The 18,981-nt window shown below is 57.9% G+C and carries 18 protein-coding genes; 7 read left to right on the plus strand and 11 right to left on the minus strand.

Going from position 1 to position 18,981, the window contains the following annotated elements; all coding sequences use genetic code 11:
• Window positions 1-10: 10 nt before the first annotated feature.
• Window positions 11-964, plus strand: coding sequence for a GTPase (gene yjiA / locus ACOTY5_RS14495; protein WP_045141645.1), 954 nt, complete (start codon window positions 11-13; stop codon window positions 962-964).
• Window positions 965-1,018: 54 nt separating this feature from the next.
• Here the strand turns inward: yjiA and ACOTY5_RS14500 are convergent, their stop codons facing one another.
• Window positions 1,019-2,377, minus strand: a complete 1,359-nt coding sequence (locus ACOTY5_RS14500; protein WP_045141646.1) for an esterase-like activity of phytase family protein — start codon at window positions 2,375-2,377, stop codon at window positions 1,019-1,021.
• Window positions 2,378-2,788: 411 nt separating this feature from the next.
• Between ACOTY5_RS14500 and ACOTY5_RS14505 the strand changes: the two genes are divergently transcribed.
• The gene (locus ACOTY5_RS14505) at window positions 2,789-3,334 is read left to right on the plus strand and encodes a YfaZ family outer membrane protein (protein ID WP_006810254.1); all 546 of its coding nucleotides are present in this window, start codon (window positions 2,789-2,791) and stop codon (window positions 3,332-3,334) included.
• Window positions 3,335-3,511: 177 nt separating this feature from the next.
• Here ACOTY5_RS14505 and ACOTY5_RS14510 read toward each other — a convergent pair whose 3' ends face one another.
• Complete coding sequence (locus ACOTY5_RS14510) at window positions 3,512-4,882, minus strand: NAD-dependent succinate-semialdehyde dehydrogenase (protein WP_045141647.1); 1,371 nt, start codon at window positions 4,880-4,882, stop codon at window positions 3,512-3,514.
• Between the two features lie 153 nt (window positions 4,883-5,035).
• Here ACOTY5_RS14510 and ACOTY5_RS14515 point away from each other — a divergent pair, with 153 nt between their 5' ends.
• From ACOTY5_RS14515 to ACOTY5_RS14525, 3 genes are read left to right on the plus strand one after another with little or no spacing between them, the layout of a single operon-like run.
• Complete coding sequence (locus ACOTY5_RS14515; RefSeq protein ID WP_033486709.1) at window positions 5,036-5,788, plus strand: helix-turn-helix domain-containing protein; 753 nt, start codon at window positions 5,036-5,038, stop codon at window positions 5,786-5,788.
• A gap of 38 nt (window positions 5,789-5,826) precedes the next feature.
• On the plus strand, window positions 5,827-6,480 hold the full coding sequence (locus tag ACOTY5_RS14520) for a LysE family translocator (RefSeq protein WP_045141648.1): 654 nt from the start codon (window positions 5,827-5,829) through the stop codon (window positions 6,478-6,480).
• A gap of 3 nt (window positions 6,481-6,483) precedes the next feature.
• Window positions 6,484-7,755 carry a DUF445 domain-containing protein gene (locus ACOTY5_RS14525; RefSeq protein WP_015572579.1) on the plus strand — a complete coding sequence of 424 codons (1,272 nt, stop codon included), beginning with the start codon at window positions 6,484-6,486 and terminating at the stop codon, window positions 7,753-7,755.
• Here ACOTY5_RS14525 and ACOTY5_RS14530 read toward each other — a convergent pair.
• The 6 genes from ACOTY5_RS14530 to ACOTY5_RS14555 all read right to left on the minus strand — a co-directional run bounded on the left by ACOTY5_RS14530 (window position 7,752) and on the right by ACOTY5_RS14555 (window position 12,276).
• A complete protein-coding gene (locus ACOTY5_RS14530) occupies window positions 7,752-8,828 on the minus strand; it encodes a DUF2955 domain-containing protein (protein ID WP_015572578.1) in 1,077 nt (358 codons plus the stop codon). The genes ACOTY5_RS14525 and ACOTY5_RS14530 overlap by 4 nt on opposite strands.
• On the minus strand, window positions 8,818-9,885 hold the full coding sequence (locus ACOTY5_RS14535) for an HlyD family secretion protein (RefSeq protein WP_026080654.1): 1,068 nt from the start codon (window positions 9,883-9,885) through the stop codon (window positions 8,818-8,820). The genes ACOTY5_RS14530 and ACOTY5_RS14535 overlap by 11 nt, the downstream gene beginning before the upstream one ends.
• Window positions 9,882-10,352 (minus strand): MarR family winged helix-turn-helix transcriptional regulator, encoded by a 471-nt coding sequence (locus ACOTY5_RS14540; protein ID WP_023303035.1) that lies wholly within the window; start codon window positions 10,350-10,352, stop codon window positions 9,882-9,884. Before ACOTY5_RS14540 ends, ACOTY5_RS14535 begins: the two co-directional genes overlap by 4 nt.
• A gap of 149 nt (window positions 10,353-10,501) precedes the next feature.
• Window positions 10,502-11,221, minus strand: coding sequence for an ArsR/SmtB family transcription factor (locus tag ACOTY5_RS14545; protein WP_421631946.1), 720 nt, complete (start codon window positions 11,219-11,221; stop codon window positions 10,502-10,504).
• Window positions 11,214-11,537 carry an antibiotic biosynthesis monooxygenase family protein gene (locus ACOTY5_RS14550; protein WP_023303033.1) on the minus strand — a complete coding sequence of 108 codons (324 nt, stop codon included), beginning with the start codon at window positions 11,535-11,537 and terminating at the stop codon, window positions 11,214-11,216. Before ACOTY5_RS14550 ends, ACOTY5_RS14545 begins: the two co-directional genes overlap by 8 nt.
• Before the next feature lie 259 nt (window positions 11,538-11,796).
• Window positions 11,797-12,276 (minus strand): carboxymuconolactone decarboxylase family protein, encoded by a 480-nt coding sequence (locus ACOTY5_RS14555; RefSeq protein WP_010427243.1) that lies wholly within the window; start codon window positions 12,274-12,276, stop codon window positions 11,797-11,799.
• Window positions 12,277-12,378: 102 nt separating this feature from the next.
• Between ACOTY5_RS14555 and ACOTY5_RS14560 the strand changes: the two genes are divergently transcribed.
• Window positions 12,379-13,767, plus strand: coding sequence for a PLP-dependent aminotransferase family protein (locus ACOTY5_RS14560; protein WP_421631947.1), 1,389 nt, complete (start codon window positions 12,379-12,381; stop codon window positions 13,765-13,767).
• 85 nt (window positions 13,768-13,852) lie between these two features.
• On the opposite strand, the gene ACOTY5_RS14565 is transcribed toward ACOTY5_RS14560, so the two are convergent.
• Window positions 13,853-14,014, minus strand: coding sequence for a DUF1127 domain-containing protein (locus tag ACOTY5_RS14565; RefSeq protein WP_003863073.1), 162 nt, complete (start codon window positions 14,012-14,014; stop codon window positions 13,853-13,855).
• A gap of 176 nt (window positions 14,015-14,190) precedes the next feature.
• Between ACOTY5_RS14565 and ACOTY5_RS14570 the strand changes: the two genes are divergently transcribed.
• Window positions 14,191-15,606, plus strand: coding sequence for a PLP-dependent aminotransferase family protein (locus ACOTY5_RS14570; RefSeq protein WP_026080655.1), 1,416 nt, complete (start codon window positions 14,191-14,193; stop codon window positions 15,604-15,606).
• Between the two features lie 74 nt (window positions 15,607-15,680).
• Here ACOTY5_RS14570 and foxA read toward each other — a convergent pair whose 3' ends face one another.
• The gene (gene foxA, locus ACOTY5_RS14575) at window positions 15,681-17,789 is read right to left on the minus strand and encodes a ferrioxamine B receptor FoxA (RefSeq protein ID WP_108720787.1); all 2,109 of its coding nucleotides are present in this window, start codon (window positions 17,787-17,789) and stop codon (window positions 15,681-15,683) included.
• 121 nt (window positions 17,790-17,910) lie between these two features.
• Window positions 17,911-18,867 (minus strand): helix-turn-helix domain-containing protein, encoded by a 957-nt coding sequence (locus tag ACOTY5_RS14580; protein WP_017694577.1) that lies wholly within the window; start codon window positions 18,865-18,867, stop codon window positions 17,911-17,913.
• Between the last annotated feature and the right edge of the window lie 114 nt (window positions 18,868-18,981).

Consider the following 18,981-nt stretch of genomic DNA (forward strand, 5'->3'; position numbering starts at 1 on the left):
AGGAGAAACCATGACCCCGATTGCCGTTACCCTGCTGACCGGTTTCCTCGGCGCCGGTAAAACCACCCTGCTGCGCCACATTCTGAACGAGCAGCACGGCTTCAAAATCGCCGTCATCGAAAACGAATTTGGCGAAGTCTCCGTTGACGATCAGCTGATTGGCGACCGCGCCACCCAGATCAAAACCCTGACCAACGGCTGCATCTGCTGCACCCGCTCTAACGAATTAGAAGACGCCCTGCTGGACCTGCTCGACAGCCGCGATCGCGGTGACATCGACTTCGACCGACTGGTGATCGAGTGCACCGGCATGGCCGACCCCGGCCCGATTATTCAGACCTTTTTCTCCCATGAGATCATTTGCCAGCGCTATCTGCTGGACGGCGTCATCGCTCTGGTGGATGCGGTACACGCCGACGAGCAGATGAACCAGTTCACCATCGCCCAGTCCCAGGTTGGCTACGCCGACCGCATCCTGCTGACCAAAACCGACGTGGCGGGTGAAAGCGAAAAACTGCGCGAGCGCCTGACGCGCATCAACTCGCGTGCGCCAGTTTACACGGTGACGCACGGCGATATCGATCTCGCTCAGCTGTTCAACACCAACGGCTTTATGCTGGAAGAGAACGTCACCGCGAAACCGCGCTTCCACTTTATGTCCGACAAGCAAAACGACGTGACGTCGATTGTGGTGGAGCTGGACTACCCGGTGGACATCAGCGAGGTCTCCCGCGTGATGGAGAACCTGCTGCTGTCATTTGCCGACAAGCTGCTGCGCTATAAAGGGATGCTGTGGATCGACGGCGAGCCGAACCGCCTGCTGTTCCAGGGCGTGCAGCGCCTGTACAGCGCCGACTGGGATCGCCCGTGGGACGATGAGGCGCCGCACAGCGTGATGGTGTTTATTGGAATACAGCTGCCGGAAGAAGAAATTCGGGCAGCGTTTGCGGGGCTGAAGAAATAACCCCACCGATCATCCCCTCTCCCCCGCGGGGAGGGGGTTAGGGTGAGGGGGAACTTATTTCAACGCCTCCGGCAGCGTTACAATCCACAGTTCGCTGTCGGACTCCGGTTTCTTCAACGGCTTCACGCTGAGGGTGGTTTCAACCGGTTTGTCATCCAGCGTCAGCGCCCCCTGCGCGTTCACCCGATAATCCTTGAGCTTCTTGCCTTCGACTGGCTTCTGCATCGCCACCTTCACGCCAAAGTCATTATCGTTCGCTACCGCCAGCGTTTTGCTGTCAATCAGCGCCAGCCCTTCGGCCTTTTCCTGCTGCCAGCCCAGCGCACGCAGATCGACCACCTGCGTTTTTTCCGCAAGCGTGATGCCGCGCTGCGCCAGCGTTTTCTCATCATCAAACTCCGGGTATTCGCCCGGCTTGTCGAAGGCCGCCAGATCGCTCGCCTTGCTCAGATCAACCCTGTAGATGAGGTTACGCATTGCGTCATTTTTATCCTCGCCCTGTTCAATCAGCAGGATGGTGTGGTTATCCAGCGCCACTATGTCGCCGATTTTGGCGTCGCTGTTTTTGCTGTAGGCCGCGCTGTCGACAGGGTAGCCGTACATCGCGGTTTTCCCGGTCGCCGGATCGAAGCTCACCAGACGCGTAAACAGCGCCTGTTTTTTGCTCTTCCCGTCGATATCCAGCGTGCTTTGCACGGCGGCGATAATGCGTCCGTCCGGCATGCGGGTCAGCCCTTCAAAGCCCCGGTTTGCCTGACGCCATTTGATAACGTTTGGCAGACCGCCCGCGATGGATTTCTCCCCTTCCGTCGCCTGCGGACCGTGGATCGCGAGGATTTTCCCTTTACTGTCGACGTTAATCAGGAACGGGCCATACTCATCGCACAGCCAGTAACCGCCCTTCCCGTCCGGCGTGATGCCTTCCGTATCCAGCCCGCGGTTATCGCCTTTCAGCACTTTTAAGGTGTCGCTTAGCGCGACTTCATTGGTAGATCCAATCACGCCGCTTTGCAGCGGCAGGCCGTTGATCTCGCCTTTATCATCATGCAGCGGTCGCGCGTCCACGGCCTCCGCTTTGCCGTTTAGCACACGGATCGTCATCAGCAGCGGGGCGAAATCCGGGGTAGCAAAGATTTTGGCATCGCTTTTCCCCATTTTTGGCGAATCCGCGTTAGGACCGCGATCGGTCACGGTCGCAAACGTCAGCGCATCGCCCTGCTTGCCCGTGAATAACAAACCCGAACCAATCCCCACCGGGAGCCCGTTCGGGAATGCGCTGGCAAACGCACCGCTGTATTTGACATGCGCGCCTTCGGGAAAGCTGACGACGTAGCGCTCCGCGGTTGGCTGTGCCGCCAGGCCAGAGAAAGAGAGCGCACAACCGACTAGCACAGGAATAATTTTTCTTTTCATATTGTTAGCATCCAGTAAGTGAAGCCAACAACGTAATGAAGAAACGTGTCAGAAAAATGACATGTAATGTCAACGAAGCGGCGCGTACGGACGTATATCAATCACCAGAAATGTAAACCTCTGTCTTTATCTGTGTCAGCTGAAATACTTTTGGAAATTATTAGAAACCCAATTAATTCATGGCGAAGGACTATTTGCGCCTCGTTCATTTTACGTTTAGCCAGGAATGTAAACTGTCCCTAAACGCGAATGTATTGGACATTGACGATTTGCCATATAAACAATTCATCAACATTTACCATTCAAAAACCCAACAAAAACAGCATATAAATGCGAGATCTATCACATTTGCAGTCATAAACATCGCTTGTTAAGGTGCCCTCAGATTAATTTAATGACGAGGAAACGCTCATGAAAAAACTTAACATCCTGATCCTTTCTGCTCTGACCGCCGTATCGGGCTCCGCACTGGCCATGGGTGGCAGCATTGAGCAGGGTAAAAACTTTACTAACCTCAATCTGGAAATGGGGAAATCCTCATCCGGCCTGTATGCGGAGAGCAACTGGCTGAAAAACACCGATGACGGCACCCAGACCGGCGGCGTTGGGGCAGGCTACAACCTGGAAGTGGGTCCGGTGATGCTGAACGCTGGCGCGAAAGCCATCTACATCGGCCCGAAAAAAGGCGATAACGGCGTAGCATTCCCGATTGGCGGCGGCGTTAACGTTGCGCTTACGGACAGCATTCACGTGTTTGGTGAAGGTTATGTAGCGCCAGACGGCCTGAACAACAGCGTGAAGAACTATGTTGAAGCTAACGGCGGCGTAAGCTGGACGCCAGTCAAACCTGTCACGCTGAAAGTGGGCTATCGCCACGTGAGCGTAGACGGTAAAGACGGTCGTCCAAACCACACGCTGATCGACGGTGCATATGTAGGCGGTGGAGTGTCCTTCTAAGCCTGTTTGCGCGTTTCGCCCGGCGGCGCTACGCTTGCACGGGCCTACAATGAAGGGTGCAATGTATTAAAATTATTGCACATTGTAGGCCGGGTAAGCGCAGCGCCACCCGGCAAGAAAGGCGATGCGACCGTTAATAAAAAACCTGCCGGATGGCAGGTTTTTTTTATTACCGCATTACTTGCGAACGACCACCAGCTTCTGGTTCACAAACTCTTTGATCCCCAGGTCCGACAGCTCGCGTCCGTAACCCGAACGTTTTACGCCGCCGAACGGCAGCTCTGCCGCAGTGTCGGTGAGCCAGTTGATGTACACCATCCCGGTCTCAATGCGCGACGCCATTTTCTTCGCGCGCTCGATGTTCTGGCTGAACACCGCGCCGCCCAGACCGTAGTGGGAATCGTTAGCCAGTGCGACCGCTTCGTCGTCGCTTTTCACCACGTAAACCTGCGCTACCGGACCGAAGAACTCCTCGAAGTACGCCGGGTTATCGCGCGAGATATGTGTCAGGATGGTCGGCTCAAAGAAGCTTCCGTCACGCTGAACCGGCTTGCCGCCATGGTGCAGCTTCGCGCCATTTTTCACCGCCTCGTTAACCTGTTTAGTTAGCGTCTCCAGCGCGTCTTTGGATGACAAAGGCCCCAGCGTGGTGCTTTCGTCCAGCGGATCGCCAATTTTCACCTGCTTAAACGCCTCGGTGAATTTGCTCAGGAAGGCGTCTGCAATCTTTTCATGCAGGATAAAGCGCTTCGCCGCGGTACAGACCTGCCCGGCATTGTTCAGCCGCGCGTTAACGCCGATCTTCACGGCTTTATCCAGGTCGGCATCGTCCAGCACCACGAACACGTCGTTCCCGCCCAGTTCCAGGGTCGATTTTTTGAGGTGCTTCGCAGCCTGTGCCGCAACCACGCTACCCGCTTTTTCTGAACCGGTCAGCGCCGCCCCCTGTACGCGATCGTCGGCGATAATGTTCGCCACCTGTTCGGACGAGATAAACAGGTTGGTCCACGCCCCTTCCGGCGCGCCTGCTTCACGTACCAGCTGTGCAAAGGTCTCTGCACAGTGCGGCACGATGCTGGCGTGCTTGGCGATCACCGGGTTGCCCGCTGCCAGGTTTGGCGCCAGAACGCGCATCAGCTGATAGTACGGGAAGTTCCATGGCTCGACGGCCATCAGCACGCCGATGGGGTGATGTTCAACCCATGCTTCCCCGAGTTCAGAGTCATACTTCACCGGGGCCAGGAACTGCTTCGCGTTGTCCGCATAGTAGCGGGCGATTTGCGCGCACAGCTTCACTTCGCCGCGGCTTTGTTGGATGAGCTTACCCATCTCCTGACTGGCGATTTTCGCCAGATCCTCCACGCGTTCGTCGATCAGGTCCGCCAGCTTATGCAGCACCGGCAGGCGCTGGCTTATGTCGCCTTTCGCCCAGTCGGAATGATAGAGCGCATCGGCTGCCTTCAGCGCCGCTTCAACGTCTGCGTTAGTGTGAGAGGGATATTCTTTGATGAGCTGGTTCGTGGCAGGATTTACTGTCTGGTAAGCCATATCGAATCTCCTTGTTTTACCGCTTAGGGTATTAAGGGTAGTCAATCTGACTGGCTTTGAAGGTAAAGTTGGGTATATACGGAGGGTTCTTAACAAGACGCTGCCAGGCGATGCGCAGACATGGTATAAAAAATGCTCATCAATGGAGTTCCTATGACCGATACCCGCCACATCCGCCAGACCTTTAACCGCGCAGCAGGCCTTGAGCTGCGCAGTACGTGGCAAAGCACCCGGGCATATAAACGTCATTGCCATCCACAGCTCTCCATCGGCGCGATTGTGGAAGGCCAGACCTGCTGCGTAAGTCATGGCAATGCGTACGTTCTTGATCCCGGTGATCTTATCGTGATCCCGGCTTATGCCCCGCACAGCTGCAACCCCGTTGTCGGGAAGCCGCGCAGTTACCATATGCTCTATATCGACACCGATCTTCCCCTGGCGCTACAGGTTATTCGCGATCCCACGCTCTTTAAGCACTTTCTTGCCGTTGTCGGGACGATGTCCTCCGCATCCGTGGAGACCCTGCTTTCTGCCCTTCCCCGTTGCGCGGGTGAGATGAATGCACCTCGCTCAACCAGTCAGCAGGTTCAGCAGGCGTTACTCTCCGACCTTGCCGCACCGCCTTCCCTTGACGAACTCGCCCAACGATTCTCACTGCGCAAGGAGACGCTGATCCGCACTTTCAGGCAGGATACCGGCCTGACGCCGGGCAGTTTCCTCAACATTTCGCGCGTGGAGTACGCCAAAGCGCGGCTGCGTGCGGGGGATAATATCGCCGACGTGGGCTACCAGAGCGGGTTTGCCGACCAGAGTCATTTTCATAAGACCTTCGTGAATTATACCGCTGCCACGCCGCGCCAGTACGCCACGGGCCGATCAATATCAGACAATAATCAGGATACGTAACGTCGTAAGGTGACCTCAGATTTGTCACTGAGGTCGCTATGGAACTGTTATTTCCCTCCGCCTTTATTGCCCTGGCGCTGGCGCATTTTGTTGCCCTGTTAAGCCCGGGCCCGGATTTCTTCCTGCTGGTAGGCTACGCCGCCCGCTACCGGCTGCGCGGCAGCGCCGGATTGTGTCTCGGCATCGCAGCAGGTAACGGGTTGTATATCTTACTGGTGATTATCGGCTGGAGCGCGCTGCGCCAGTTTGGGTGGCTGTTTACGCTTATCGAACTGTCCGGCGCGCTGTACCTGCTGTGGATTGGCTCGCATCTTGTGCGCAGCCGCCCGCAGCCGCTGGCGCTGGAAGAAACCCGCCAGCGCTGCCCTTCTCTGCGGAAGCAAATCCTGCTGGGGCTGGGTTCGGCGCTGTTAAATCCCAAAAACGCGTTGTTCTACCTGGCGCTAATGACAGCGTTACTCGGACCGGACGTCACACTGCTTCAGCAGGCGACCTGCGGCGTCTGGATGGTGATGGTGGTGCTGGTATGGGATCTGGCGCTGATATCGCTGATGGGGTTACCGGCGGTTCAGCGAAAGCTCAGCCGTTCGCTCTGGCTGATAGAGCGCACGGCAGGGGTGGTGTTGATGGGGTTTGGTGGGTGGGTGCTGTGGCGGTTTTTGCACTTTTCCCCCGTATCCCTCTATCCTTAACCCATGGAAAAACATACCGAACTCAAACGCGCCAAGCTTCTCGCGCTGTCGCTGCTGCTGATTGCCGTCGCAGCGTTTATCACCACTCTGTTCCTGCCGCAAACCTTCTGGGTGCGCGGCGTAAAGGCCATTGCCGAAGCGGCGATGGTCGGCGCGCTGGCGGACTGGTTTGCCGTTGTCGCGCTGTTCCGCCGGGTGCCCATTCCGTTTATCTCGCGCCATACGGCGATTATCCCGCGCAATAAAGACCGCATCGGCGACAATCTCGGCCAGTTCGTGCAGGAAAAGTTTCTCGATACGCAATCCCTTGTCGATCTTATCCGTCGCTACGAGCCCGCACAGATGATTGGGACCTGGTTCAGCCAGCCCGATAACGCCCGGCGCGTGGGGCAGCATCTGGTGCAGGTGATGAGCGGTTTTCTGGAACTTACCGACGATGGGCGCATTCAGCGCCTGCTCAAACGCGCCGTCCACAAGGCTATCGACAAGGTCGATCTAACCGAGACCAGCGCCGTCATGCTGGAAAGCATGACCAAAAACAACCGTCACCAGGTGCTGCTGGACGCCATCATCAACCGCCTGATTACCCTGATTCAGCGGGAAAGCACGCGGGAATTTATTGCCGACCAGATCGTCCACTGGCTTAAGACCGAGCATCCGCGCAAGGCGATGGTGCTGCCCACCGAGTGGCTGGGCGATCAAAGCGCGGAGATGGTGTCGAACGCGGTGAACACGCTGCTGGACGATATCAGCCACGACCGCACGCACCAGATCCGTCAGGCGTTTGACCGCGCCACGATCAAGTTCATCGACAATCTGAAAAACGATCCGGAGATGACGGCGAAAGCCGAGAATATCAAACACTACCTGAAGAATGACGAAGCCTTTAACCGCTATCTGGGGGAAATGTGGGCTGACCTGCGCCAGTGGCTGAAAAATGACATGCAGAGCGATGATTCCCGCGTGAAGCAGCGTATCGCCAACGCCGGGCTGTGGTTTGGCGAAACGCTGACCAACGACGCCAGCCTGCGGGCGTCGCTGAATGAGCATCTGGAGCAGGCCGCGCACCGCGTGGCGCCGGATTTCGCCGCGTTCCTGACGCGCCATATCAGCGACACGGTGAAAAGCTGGGATGCCAAAGACATGTCACGCCAGATAGAACTCAATATCGGTAAAGATCTTCAGTTCATTCGCGTTAACGGTACCCTTGTGGGCGGAACAATTGGCCTGATCCTGTTTCTGCTCTCGCAACTGCCCGCCGTGCTGGGGCATTAATCCGCTTTTGGCGGCGCGATAACGTAGCGCGTCGCCTCGAAGCGGTTCAGGATCAGGTGCACCAGAAAGACCATCGTCAGCGTGACCACCAGCGCGAAGGTGACGGAGGTGATGCGGTACAGATCGCTGAACACCAGGTCGCTGTCCGGGTGCATGTTCTGCCCGAACATAATGCCGATGGTGGTGATACTGGCGAAGCCTACCCCGGCGCCGACCTTCTCCATTACGTGCAGACGCGCGCCAAACGCCAGTCCAAGGCCAATCAGCGGCATCATCAGCAGCATATGGCTGCTGTGATCGTAGAGGATAAGCTGGACGACAAGGATATAGAGACACCCCAGCACCACGCCGACTACGCGCCAGATGGAGCTGATAACCGAGCCGCGATAGTGCATCGGGAACAGGATCAGAATGCCCGCCATCAGCGCCGAAAGCGAATCGCTTAAGTCGCTCATCTGGAACACCACGAAAATCAGCGTCGCCACGGTGCCCGAGAGCAGAGACTCGTGGCGCACGCGGGCGTCATCTTTCTCGATCAGCGGCGGCGGCTTACGCGGCTCCACGTCCGGCAGCAGGTAGTTCATCAGCGCGCTCAGGCACACCGCCATTACGCTCGCTTCGATGTTAGAGAATAAAAGCGTGTGCCAGTTGGTGGTGGGGTAGCTCATAAAGTTGAGCATCACGCTCTGGCAAACCACGCCCATCGAGCCGAACAGGAACAGCGGCCCCTTACTCATAAAGCGAAAACGCATCACGTACAGGGCAAACACCACCAGCGTCATAATGACCGGCCACTGGGACAGATAGCCGATGATAAACACCATTTCGATGCAGTTCAGCGAGGCGCTGAAGATAAACTGCTTCGCCACGTGGCGGTTAAACACCGGCACCAGCGAGAGCAGCATGATCGGATAGACCACAAAAAACACGCCGTAGCTGGTGTTGTAGAAACTCGAAATACTGAGCGCAATCATCCCGGCAAAGACGATACGCAGGGTCTGGCGAAAGTCGTTTGCCGTATAGACGATGTTGCCGTGCGGGGTAAATACCCGCGCCAGGGTGCTAATAGACATAGTGAAGCAGGCTAACCAGATGGATTTGCATCCCGGAGAAGAATCGCGCAAACGGCCCTTCGCTATTGTAGAGCTGCACGGTGGCGCGCGCGCCGGTCGGCAGCGACTTCGGTAAGGCTTCGTCCAGCGCCACGTGAATGCGCATACGCTGGGCATCACGCACCCAGCGGTTGGAGGTTTCCGGTTCAGAAAGTTGACCGTTTACGGCCTCCTGTCCGGCGAGGATCCCCGCGTCGCTGCTGGTGACGTGGGCACGGAAAACTTGCCCCGGGAAGGCGTCGAACACCACGGCGGCGTCGGTCCCCTGGTGGGTATGCCGCAGGCTCTTCTCGCGGAAATCCGCCACGATATCGATCCGGGTGTTCACCAGCGCCAGCGCAGCCGAACCGGACGAGGCGTAAAAACCGGGGCTTAATTGCAGGTTACTGACCGTGCCGTCCGCCTCGGCGTAGACCTTCGTCCAGCCAAGATTCAGCTCCGCTTCATCCAGCGCGTTACGGTATTTTTGCAGCGTCACGTTGCGGTGCTCATCCCGCTCGCCGCGCTGAATGCGCAGGTTATGAATATTCGCCTGAATCGAGCTGACGGACTGCTCGCTGCTCTGCCAGGTGGTACGGACCTTATCCAGATCCGCCTGCGACACGCTCTGCAAGGTACTCAGTTTCTGGTAGCGGTCGAAGGTAACTTTGTCATTACGCGCCGTCAGCACCGCGGTTTTCAGGCTGGCCTGCGCCGCGGCAATCTGCGCGTCCAGCTGATCGTTAGACAGACGCGCCTGTTCCAGCGCAATCTGCGCCGCTTCGACCTTATTGCGAAACGGCGTGGCGTCGAGCTCAAACAGCAGATCGCCTCTCTTAACCTGGCTATTGTTGTGGACATGTACCGCCGCCACATACCCGGAGACGCGGGCAGACACCGGGGTCACCACGCGCATCACGGTGGAGTCCGGCGTCAGCGGGATCCAGATATCCGCGACGATAAAGTAGACAAACATCAGCAGGAAAGAGGCAATACTCACCCTTACCCAGCGGGCAAACTTTTGTTCAGGAGTCATTATTTTTCGGTCTTATTATCTTCTTCGCGGATTGTCCGCAAATTGCAGGCGATTTGATTGAGTGTGGCGCTGAAAATATTGATATGTTCCGGCGCGATGTTTTGCGATACGCGCGCCTGATACGTCTCAATCACCTGAGAGAGCCTTTCAAGAATGGCTTTTCCCTCAGGCGTCAGCGTCAGCAGCCGGATACGCTTGTCATACGGCGAGACGGTGCGCAGCAGGTAGCCCTGCTTTTCCAGCTGTGTCAGCGTACGCATTAGCGGAGGCAGTTCAATCCCCTGCACTTCCGCCAGCTCGCTGACCGAGACGTTATCCCCGAGTTGATGAAGCTGCATCATCACCGTCCAGCTCGACTGGGTTAACCCGGTGTCGAGAATGGCGTCGTCGATGACTGCGCGCCACTGACGCACGATCATCGCCATCCGCATGCCCATCGGCCTGCGGCTAAACAGATCTTCTTCACTCATGGGGAATCCTCTCGTAGTACGCCATTACGATAATAGTTATCATGGTAAGTATCAAGAAACGAGAAGTTAAAGCGCAGGAATTGCGAAACGATGTTCTCCCTCTCCCTGTGGGAGAGGGTCGGGGTGAGGGCATCAGCCCGCAACGGCGTTTAGCGGCTAAAATGCTTCCTGACGGCACTTTTCCCCGAAGCCGTCACCACCACCTCCCTGTACCCCGCCACCCGCTGGATCCAACCTTTGCTTTCCATGTGGATGAGCAGCGCCGCGCCGGCCTCTCCCCCCAGATGAAACCGCCTCTCGCTCCAGTCCAGGCAGGCGCAGCACGCCTTGCGACGGGTATTGGGATTTAACGGAATATCAAGCTTCAGAAACTGCTCGCGGCCATGTAGCGTGAGCGCTGAACCGTCTGCCTCAAGCCAGCCTTCCGCCTGCATGAATTCATAGATATGCACCGCCACCGTTCCGGCAAGATGGTCGTAGCAGGTTCGTGCTTCGCGCAGGGCTTTTGGCGCGGAGGTTTCCGGCGACGTGATGCGGCTCCAGGAGAGCCCCATCATCTGCTCGACAAGCGCCGCCACGTCGTGTCCCGCCAGGCGATAGTAGCGATGCCGCCCCTGAGACAGGCAGGTAATCAGCTTTCCCTCCACCAGCCGCGCGAGATGCCCACTGGCGGTCGACGGCGCAACGTCTGCCGCCACGCTCAGCTCTGTAGCCGTCCACGCCCGCCCGTCCATCAGAGCACAGAGCATCTTCACGCGCGACGGATCGGCCATTGTAGCCGCTACAGCGGCAATGGCCTGTTCCAGCGCCGCCGCAATTTCACCCTGCTCGCCGGGCCTGTTGTCGAAAATCACATGAACGTCATACATGCGCGTGCCCTCCCGTTTCGGAGCTGTACTCCCGCATCAGCTGCGCCACGCGAATACGGTAGAAAGAAAAAATCGACGCCCGGCCTTCGGCCTGCGCGGCCTGATGGAAGACATTCTGCTTCCAGCGGCGGACGGCCTCTTCATACCGCCACCAGGAAAGGGACAGGATTTTGCCGTCGGTCGTCAGGCTCTGGAACCGTTCGATATCAATAAAGCCGTCGATATCGGCCAGCAAAGGCTTAAGCTCTGCGGCAAGTTGAAGATAGCGCGCCTGATGCGCCGGTGCAGCTTTAGCTTCGAAAAGGACTGCAATCATGAAGGTCTCTCCGTTGTGATGATATGGAGAGAATGCGGGACTAATGGTGTGGATGCTTCGGTATGGAGCGAAGTGTTTGCCGGATGGCGCTGCGCTTATCCGGCCTACGGTGTTTTGTAGGCCCGGTAAGCGTAGCGCCACCGGGCAGGGTTTAACCCACAATCGACCTCGGCTCCATAAACGCCCGAATCCCCCACTCGCCATCGTCACGTCCCGCCAGGCTTACGGGCGCTGGTGGCGATAATCCGCGAGCGCGGGATTACTCCAGGTTAGCCTTGTTCAGCCCATATGCCGCATCCAGCGAGCCCGGCTCCATGCGGGAGGTAATGCCCAGGCGGTTCCAGGCGTTGATCGCTACGATGGCGAAGTTCAGCTCTGAAATCTCCACGTCCGAGAAGTGCTCCGCCACGCTGCGGTACAGCGCGTCGCTCACGCCGTGAACGCCAATCTGGGTCAGCGCTTCGGTGAAGGCCAGCGCGGCTTTCTCGCGGGCGCTGAACAGCGGCGACTCGCGCCATGCCGCCAGATGGTACAGGCGCAGCTCGCGCTCGCCGGCAATTTTGGCCTCTTTCGAATGCATATCCAGGCAGAAGGTACAGCCGTTCAGCTGCGAGACGCGAATGTCGATCAGGTGCTTCAGCGCCGGATCAATGGAGGTTTTCGCCACTTCCATGCTCAGGGCGGAAAGCGCGTTGGCGAGTGCAGGTGTGGCTTTGTGGTGGTTTACGCGGGTGCTCATTGTCTTTCCTCTTTTTTGTGCGGTTTTTATCATGCGATGAGGCAAATCTACGCCGTTAATGACATAGTAAAAAGACACAAAAAACCTGAAATGAGGTAGGACATGAAGCCAGGCTATCACGACATTTATACCCGCTATCGCGATAACATCACGCGCGGCGTACTGAAGCCCGGCGACAAAGTGCCTGCCATCCGCGTGCTGGCTGAAGAGCTTAAGGTCGCGCGAAAAACCGTTGAAACAGCCTATGCCATTCTGACGGGGGAAGGATATCTGGTAAGCCAGGGCGCGCGCGGCACGCGGGTGAATCCGGATCTTCTGCTGCCCGCGCAAAACGCTCCGGCAGAACAAGCGACCGGCACGCTGCCGGCGTCGTTGATTAGCCAGCGCGAACGGGCCGGTTTTCTGCGCCCCGGCATTCCCGCGCTCGACAGCTTCCCCTATAAAAAATGGCTGCTGCTGGCAGGCCAGGCGACGCGCGCCATGCGTCAGGATGAAATGCTCAACCCGCCGGTGCTGGGCTGGTATCCGCTGCGCGAGGCAATTGCCCGCTATCTCAATATCTCGCGCGGGTTGTCCTGCACCGCAGAACAGGTGCTGATCACCAGCGGCTACAGCGGCAGCCTGCGCCTGATCCTCGACACGCTCGCCAGCCGCAGCGATAAGGTGGTATTTGAGGATCCGGGCTACTTTATGGGCCAGCAGTTGCTCAAGCGTATTGTGCCCCGCCTGCACACCGTGCCGGTCGATCGCGCAGGGATGGATACGGACTACCTGCTGCGTAATCACCACGATGCCCGCTTCGCCATCGTTACCCCGTCGCACCAGAGTCCGCTGGCGGTGACGCTCTCCCTGCCGCGCAAGCAGCAGCTGCTCGACTGGGCGTCACAAAACGAGGCATGGATTATCGAAGATGACTATGACGGCGAATTTCACTACACCCGCAAAGTGCTGCCGTCGCTGAAAAGCCTCGACCAGCATGACAGGGTGATCTTTATGGGCACCTTCAGCAAAACCATCATGCCTTCACTGCGCATGGGCTACGTGGTGATGCCCGCCAGCACCGTCGGCGCGTTTACCGACAGCGCGGACATCCTCACCAGCGGCCAGCCGGTGCTGACGCAAAAGATCCTCACAGCCTTTCTCAACGAGGGGCATTTTTTCCGTCATCTGAAAAAGATGCGCGCGCTCTATCAAACCCGCCGCGACTGGATGATTGCCGCCCTGCGTGAGGTCTATTGTGATCTGTTCTTCACCGAGCAAAACGACGGTGGAATGCATATTGTCGCGTTCCTCGCAAAGGGAAGCGCTGACCGGGAGATCGCCCGCTGCTGGCAGGAACAGCAATTGCAGGTCAATGCGCTTTCGGCGTGGTATCGCGGGTCGGGCAAACGCTACGGGCTGGTGATGGGCTATAACAACGTGCGGTCATATCAGGAGGCGGTTGAGCTGCTGGAAAGGCCGAAACGGCAGACGCTTGCGCTGTTGAGCTGAAAACCGCCAGGTGGCGGCTGCGCCTTACCCGGCCTACGGTCTCCTGTAGGCCCGGTAAGCGTAGCGCCACCGGGCAACCCTATGCTCACACATCATATCGCGATAACCCGACGTCCTTGAGCTGCTCGTCGCTCATCTGGCTCAGAATACGGCGGGTACGGTTGATGCGATACCAGTTACGCAGCGTTTTCGCTACCCAGACAAACGCGATAAACGGACGTTTTGAACGATTCTCGTAGAATTCCATGATGCTCTCCTCGCTGTGCCAGTGGAGTTATCATCATGGAAAACGGCCAGTACAATACAGATTCAAAAACTGCTTTTGTTTACCATACAGATCCGCTAAAACGGTATCTGCATGGTGGTTTACCCATCAATCTGTACTGGTTTAATGCTCTGTATGGTGAAAAAAAAGGATACAGCATGACGCGCTATCAACATCTGGCCAACCTCCTGGCGGAACGTATCGAACAAGGGCTGTATCGCAGCGGTGAACGTCTGCCGTCGGTACGCACGCTGAGCCAGGAGCACGGCGTGAGCATCAGCACCATACAGCAGGCCTACCAGATCCTCGAAAACCGCCAGTTGATTACGCCTCAGCCGCGCTCCGGCTATTTTGTCTCGAAACGCAAAGCCCAGCCGCCCGTCCCGGCGATGACGCGCCCGGTACAGCGCCCCGTGGACGTCACCCAGTGGGACGAAGTGATGATGCTGCTGGACGCCCGCGCCGACAAAGAGATGATCTCCTTTGGCGGCGGCTCACCGGACATTAACCAACCGAGCCTGAAGCCGCTGTGGCGTGAGATGAGCCGCATTGCGCAGCATAATCCGGGCGAAATGCTGAGCTATGACGTGCTCGACGGGCGCCTGGAGCTACGCGAGCAAATCGCCCGTCTGATGCTGGATGGCGGCTCCACCGTGGCGGCAAACGAGATTGTCATCACCAACGGCTGCCACGGCGCGCTGTCGATCGCTCTGCTCTCGGTGTGCAAGCCGGGTGACATCGTGGCGGTCGAGTCACCATCGTTTCACGGCACCATGCAGATGCTGCGCGGCTTTGACATCAAGGCCATTGAAATTCCCACCGATCCCGAGACCGGGATCAGCATCGAGGCGTTAGAGCTGGCGCTGGAGCAATGGCCGATCAAGGCGGTGATCCTGGTGCCGAACTGCAATAACCCGCTCGGGTTTATCATGCCGGAGTCTCGCAAGAAGCAGGTCTTAGCCCTGGCACAGCGGCACGATATCGTGATTGTTGAGGATGACATTTACGGCGAGCTGGCGGCGGAGTACCCGCGTCCGCGCACCATTCATTCTATGGACATAGATGGCCGCGTGCTCTTATGCAGCTCGTTTACCAAAACCGTGGCGCCGGGCCTGCGCGTCGGCTGGATCGTGCCGGGGCGCTATTACGACCGGGTGATGCACATGAAGTACGCCGCGGGCGGGTTTAACGTGCCGGGCACGCAGATGGCGGTGGCGGCGTTTATTCGCGACGGCCATTACCATCGCCACGTGCGCCGTATGCGTCAGATTTATCAGCAGAATATGGAAACCTATACCTGCTGGGTGCGGCAGTATTTTCCGGCAGAGATATGCGTCACCCGCCCGCAGGGAAGCTTCCTGCTGTGGGTTGAGCTGCCGGAGACGGTCGATATGGTGTGCGTCAGCAAGCAGCTGTGCCGTCTGAAGATCCAGGCTGCGGCCGGGTCGCTGTTTTCCGCCTCCGGGAAGTACCGCAACTGCCTGCGGATCAACGTGGCGCTGCCGCCGACGGAGAAGAACCGCGAAGCGCTGAGGAAGATGGGCGAGGCAATTGTGATTGCGATGGAGGAGTAGTACGGCCTGTTGCCCTCACCCCGCTCCTCTCCCACAGGGAGAAAACCGCTCCCGCCCCCGGCAAAATCAACGACTCAGAACTTCCACGAAACGCTGCCCACAATGCTGCGTTCTGCACCGAAGTAGCAGTAAGAGAGCGAGTTACACGCCGCGACGTAGCTTCTGTCCGTCAGGTTATTGACGTTCAACTGCGCGCTCACGCCCGTGAGCCCCACTTTCGACAGGTCATACCCCACGGTCATATCCACCAGCGTGTACGACGGAAGCGTATGGGTGTTCTGGCGATCGCTGGCGATCCCGTTGACATAGCGCACGCCGGAGCCGACGGTCAGGCCGTCCAGAGGGCCGGTTTTGACGTCGTAACTCAGCCAGGCGCTGGCCATGTTACGCGGGGCATAAACGGCGCGCTTGCCCTCCTCTTCCGGGCTGCTCTTCTTGTAGCGAATATCCGTGTAGGTGTACGCGGCCTGCATACGCAGGCTGTCGGTCAGCTGACCAATCGCCTCCAGTTCAACGCCTTCGGATTCGATTTCACCGATGGAACGGTACGGATCGGTCGGCTCCTCTTTAGTGGCAATGTTCTTCTGGTTAATGCGGAACACCGAGGCGCTGAACTGGCTGTTCATCCCCTCCGGCTCATACTTCACACCCGCTTCCCACTGCTTGCCCTTCATCGGATCCAAAATGTTGCCCTGCTCGTCGGCAAAGCTGGTCGGCGTAAAGGCGGTAGAGTAACTGACGTACGGCGCGACGCCGTTATCAAACAGATACAGCAGCGCCGCACGGCTGCTGAAGTTGTTTTTATCCAGATCGCTGCGGGTGTGGTTGAAGTTGTCGACGTTCGACACGCTCACCTGGTCGTAACGCCCGCCCAGCGTGAGGCGCCAGCGGTCAATGGACATCTGATCCTGTAGGTAGTAGCCGGTCTGGCGCAGCTTGTGTTTTTCCCTGCTGTACTGGGTGATGTAGTCCGGCTTCGCGCCGTAAACAGGATGGAAAGCGTCAATCGGCGGGAAGCCGCCGTAGTAGCCGGTGACGTTGTTGGTGCGGTCCTGGTAGTCCATGCCGATCAGCACGCGGTGGTTTACCGCCCCGGTATCGAAGCTGCCGTCGACCTGGTTATCCAGGGTGATGGCGTTCATCTTCTCGTCGGAGCCGGAATAGCCGCGGTTCAGCTCGGTGTCATTCAGCCAGCCTGCGGCATACACCTGGTTCAGCTCGACTTTGGTGTGCAGGTAGCGCAGCTTCTGGCGCACGGACCAGCTGCTGTCAAACAGGTGCTCAATGTTATAGCCGACCATGTTTTCCCGACGATCGTACTTGTCGTAATCGTCCTCGCCCTCGAAGAAGGTGTTGGAGATTTTCTTACCGCTGTGCGGTACAACGGTGCCCTCATATGGCAGGCCGGAGTGGCTGCCGCCTTCCGGATCGCGGTGCAGGTAGGCCATTAGATCCAGACGGGTGTTGTCGGTGATACGCCAGGTCAGGCTCGGCATCAGGGCGTAACGCTCTTCCTTCAGCGGATCGAACTGGGAATCGGCATAGCGGGTCATCCCGCTGAGACGCACCGCCACGCGGTCATTATCATCAACCGGGCCAGTGACGTCGAACATCGCCCCACGCTGGTTATTGTTACCGGCGAAGAGCTTGATCTCCCCGCCAGGATCGAACGATGGCTTACGGGAGGTGAGCGCCACAATCCCGCCCGGCGATGAGCGGCCATAGAGCACGGAGGCCGGACCGCGCACGACTTCGATACTGTCCAGGAACCACGGGTCAACCACCAGCGAGCTGTGGGAGTTGGTGTCGCCCATCATCTTCAGGCCGTCGAGGTAGACGTTGTCCAGGCTGCCGTCCGAGAAGCCGCGCAGCACCATGTAGTCAAAGCGGTTTGACGCCCCGATCTGGTTGCTGTAGACCCCCGGCGTGTAGCTCACGGCCTGACGCACGCTGGTTGCGCCCTGCTCTTCGAACTGCTCGCGAGTGACGATAGAGACCGACTGCGGGGTTTCAATATCCGGTGTTTCAAGCTTGGTGGCCGCAGACTGCATCTGCGAGGTCACCACCACGGTGTCAGTTTTTTGGGCATCCTGCGCCAGTAAAGGAAAAGCGACGCTACCGGTAACCCATCCCACCAGCAGTGCCAGACGCGATTTAGCAAACATAACCCTCTCCAGAGATATTTCTTATTGTTAATAAGAATTATTACCTTTTTGAGAGTGCAAACGGCTATGCGTGCCGCCAGGTTACGTATGCGCGATGCTAAACCGCACGGGATGCATTCGCGCGACAGGAGAAATTACGTTAGCGGAGTTTGCGCACGTCACCCGGTGAAATCCCGTAATGACGACGAAACGCGGTGGCGAAGTTGGTGGCATGCTGATACCCGCACATCCACGCCGCCTGCTGCACGCTGTGGCCTTCCAGCAGATAGCGACGCGCCAGCGCAAGGCGACAGTCGCGAAGGTAATCGAAGAGCGTGCAGCCGTAGCGCTGACGGAACTTGCTGCGCAGGCTGCTTGGGCTCATTGCGGCAAGGGCCGCCAGCTGCGCGAGAGTATGATCCCGTTCAGGAGACTGTTCCAGCAGGCTCCGCACGCGTTCAAGACGCGCGTGCTCAGGGCGGCGCGGGCAAGGCTGCTGGCGCTGGTTGAGGCCATGGCCGAGCAGCTGATACATCAGCCCCTCCAGCAACAGCTTGCGTGAGAGCACGCTTCCCCCCTGCCGCTGCGCATGCAGAATACCTGACATCACAAACTCGGGAACCTGCCAGACAAACGCGGGTGCATTCAGGCTTTGCCATTCCAGAAGCAATGACTCAAGCAGGGCTTCACGTCCGGCATCGTGCGGGTAGACGCCAAACGAGAGCGTTTTCAGCGTGCTGTCGGCATCATGACGCGCGCTCATCACCTGATCTTCACTCAGACGTGAGCTGAACGCCATGCCCGGGCGGACGGGATAATTGATACCATTGAGTGTGAGCGTCACGCACCCTTCCAGCACCACCAGCATATAGAGCGGGCTGCTGTGGCGAGAGGTGGTTTCATAGGGCTGTAATACACGTACGTCGGAGTGGGTCAGCGAAATGCCGGACGAGAGCATCATCTCTTCAACATTCCCCTGCAACACGGGGCTACCGCTGACCTGCGCCTCTTTTAACTGGGGGAAACGGTAGTCGATGCCGTAGCGCTCGCCGAATACCTGAAAATCTTCAACAAAAAATATGCGTTTCGCTGATCTATTTTCACTCTGGAGCATCATTCGGGGCCTGCATCGGGGAAAGGACAGGCAAAACAGTATCATCCATTTGTAATGGCAGCAATCACCGGGCGCAGACACTATTACGCTCCGGACGAAGCCGGAGCGAAGGCATAT

This window comes from Enterobacter cloacae complex sp. SHL018 (assembly GCF_049237905.1).
Lineage (GTDB): Bacteria > Pseudomonadota > Gammaproteobacteria > Enterobacterales > Enterobacteriaceae > Enterobacter > Enterobacter hormaechei_C.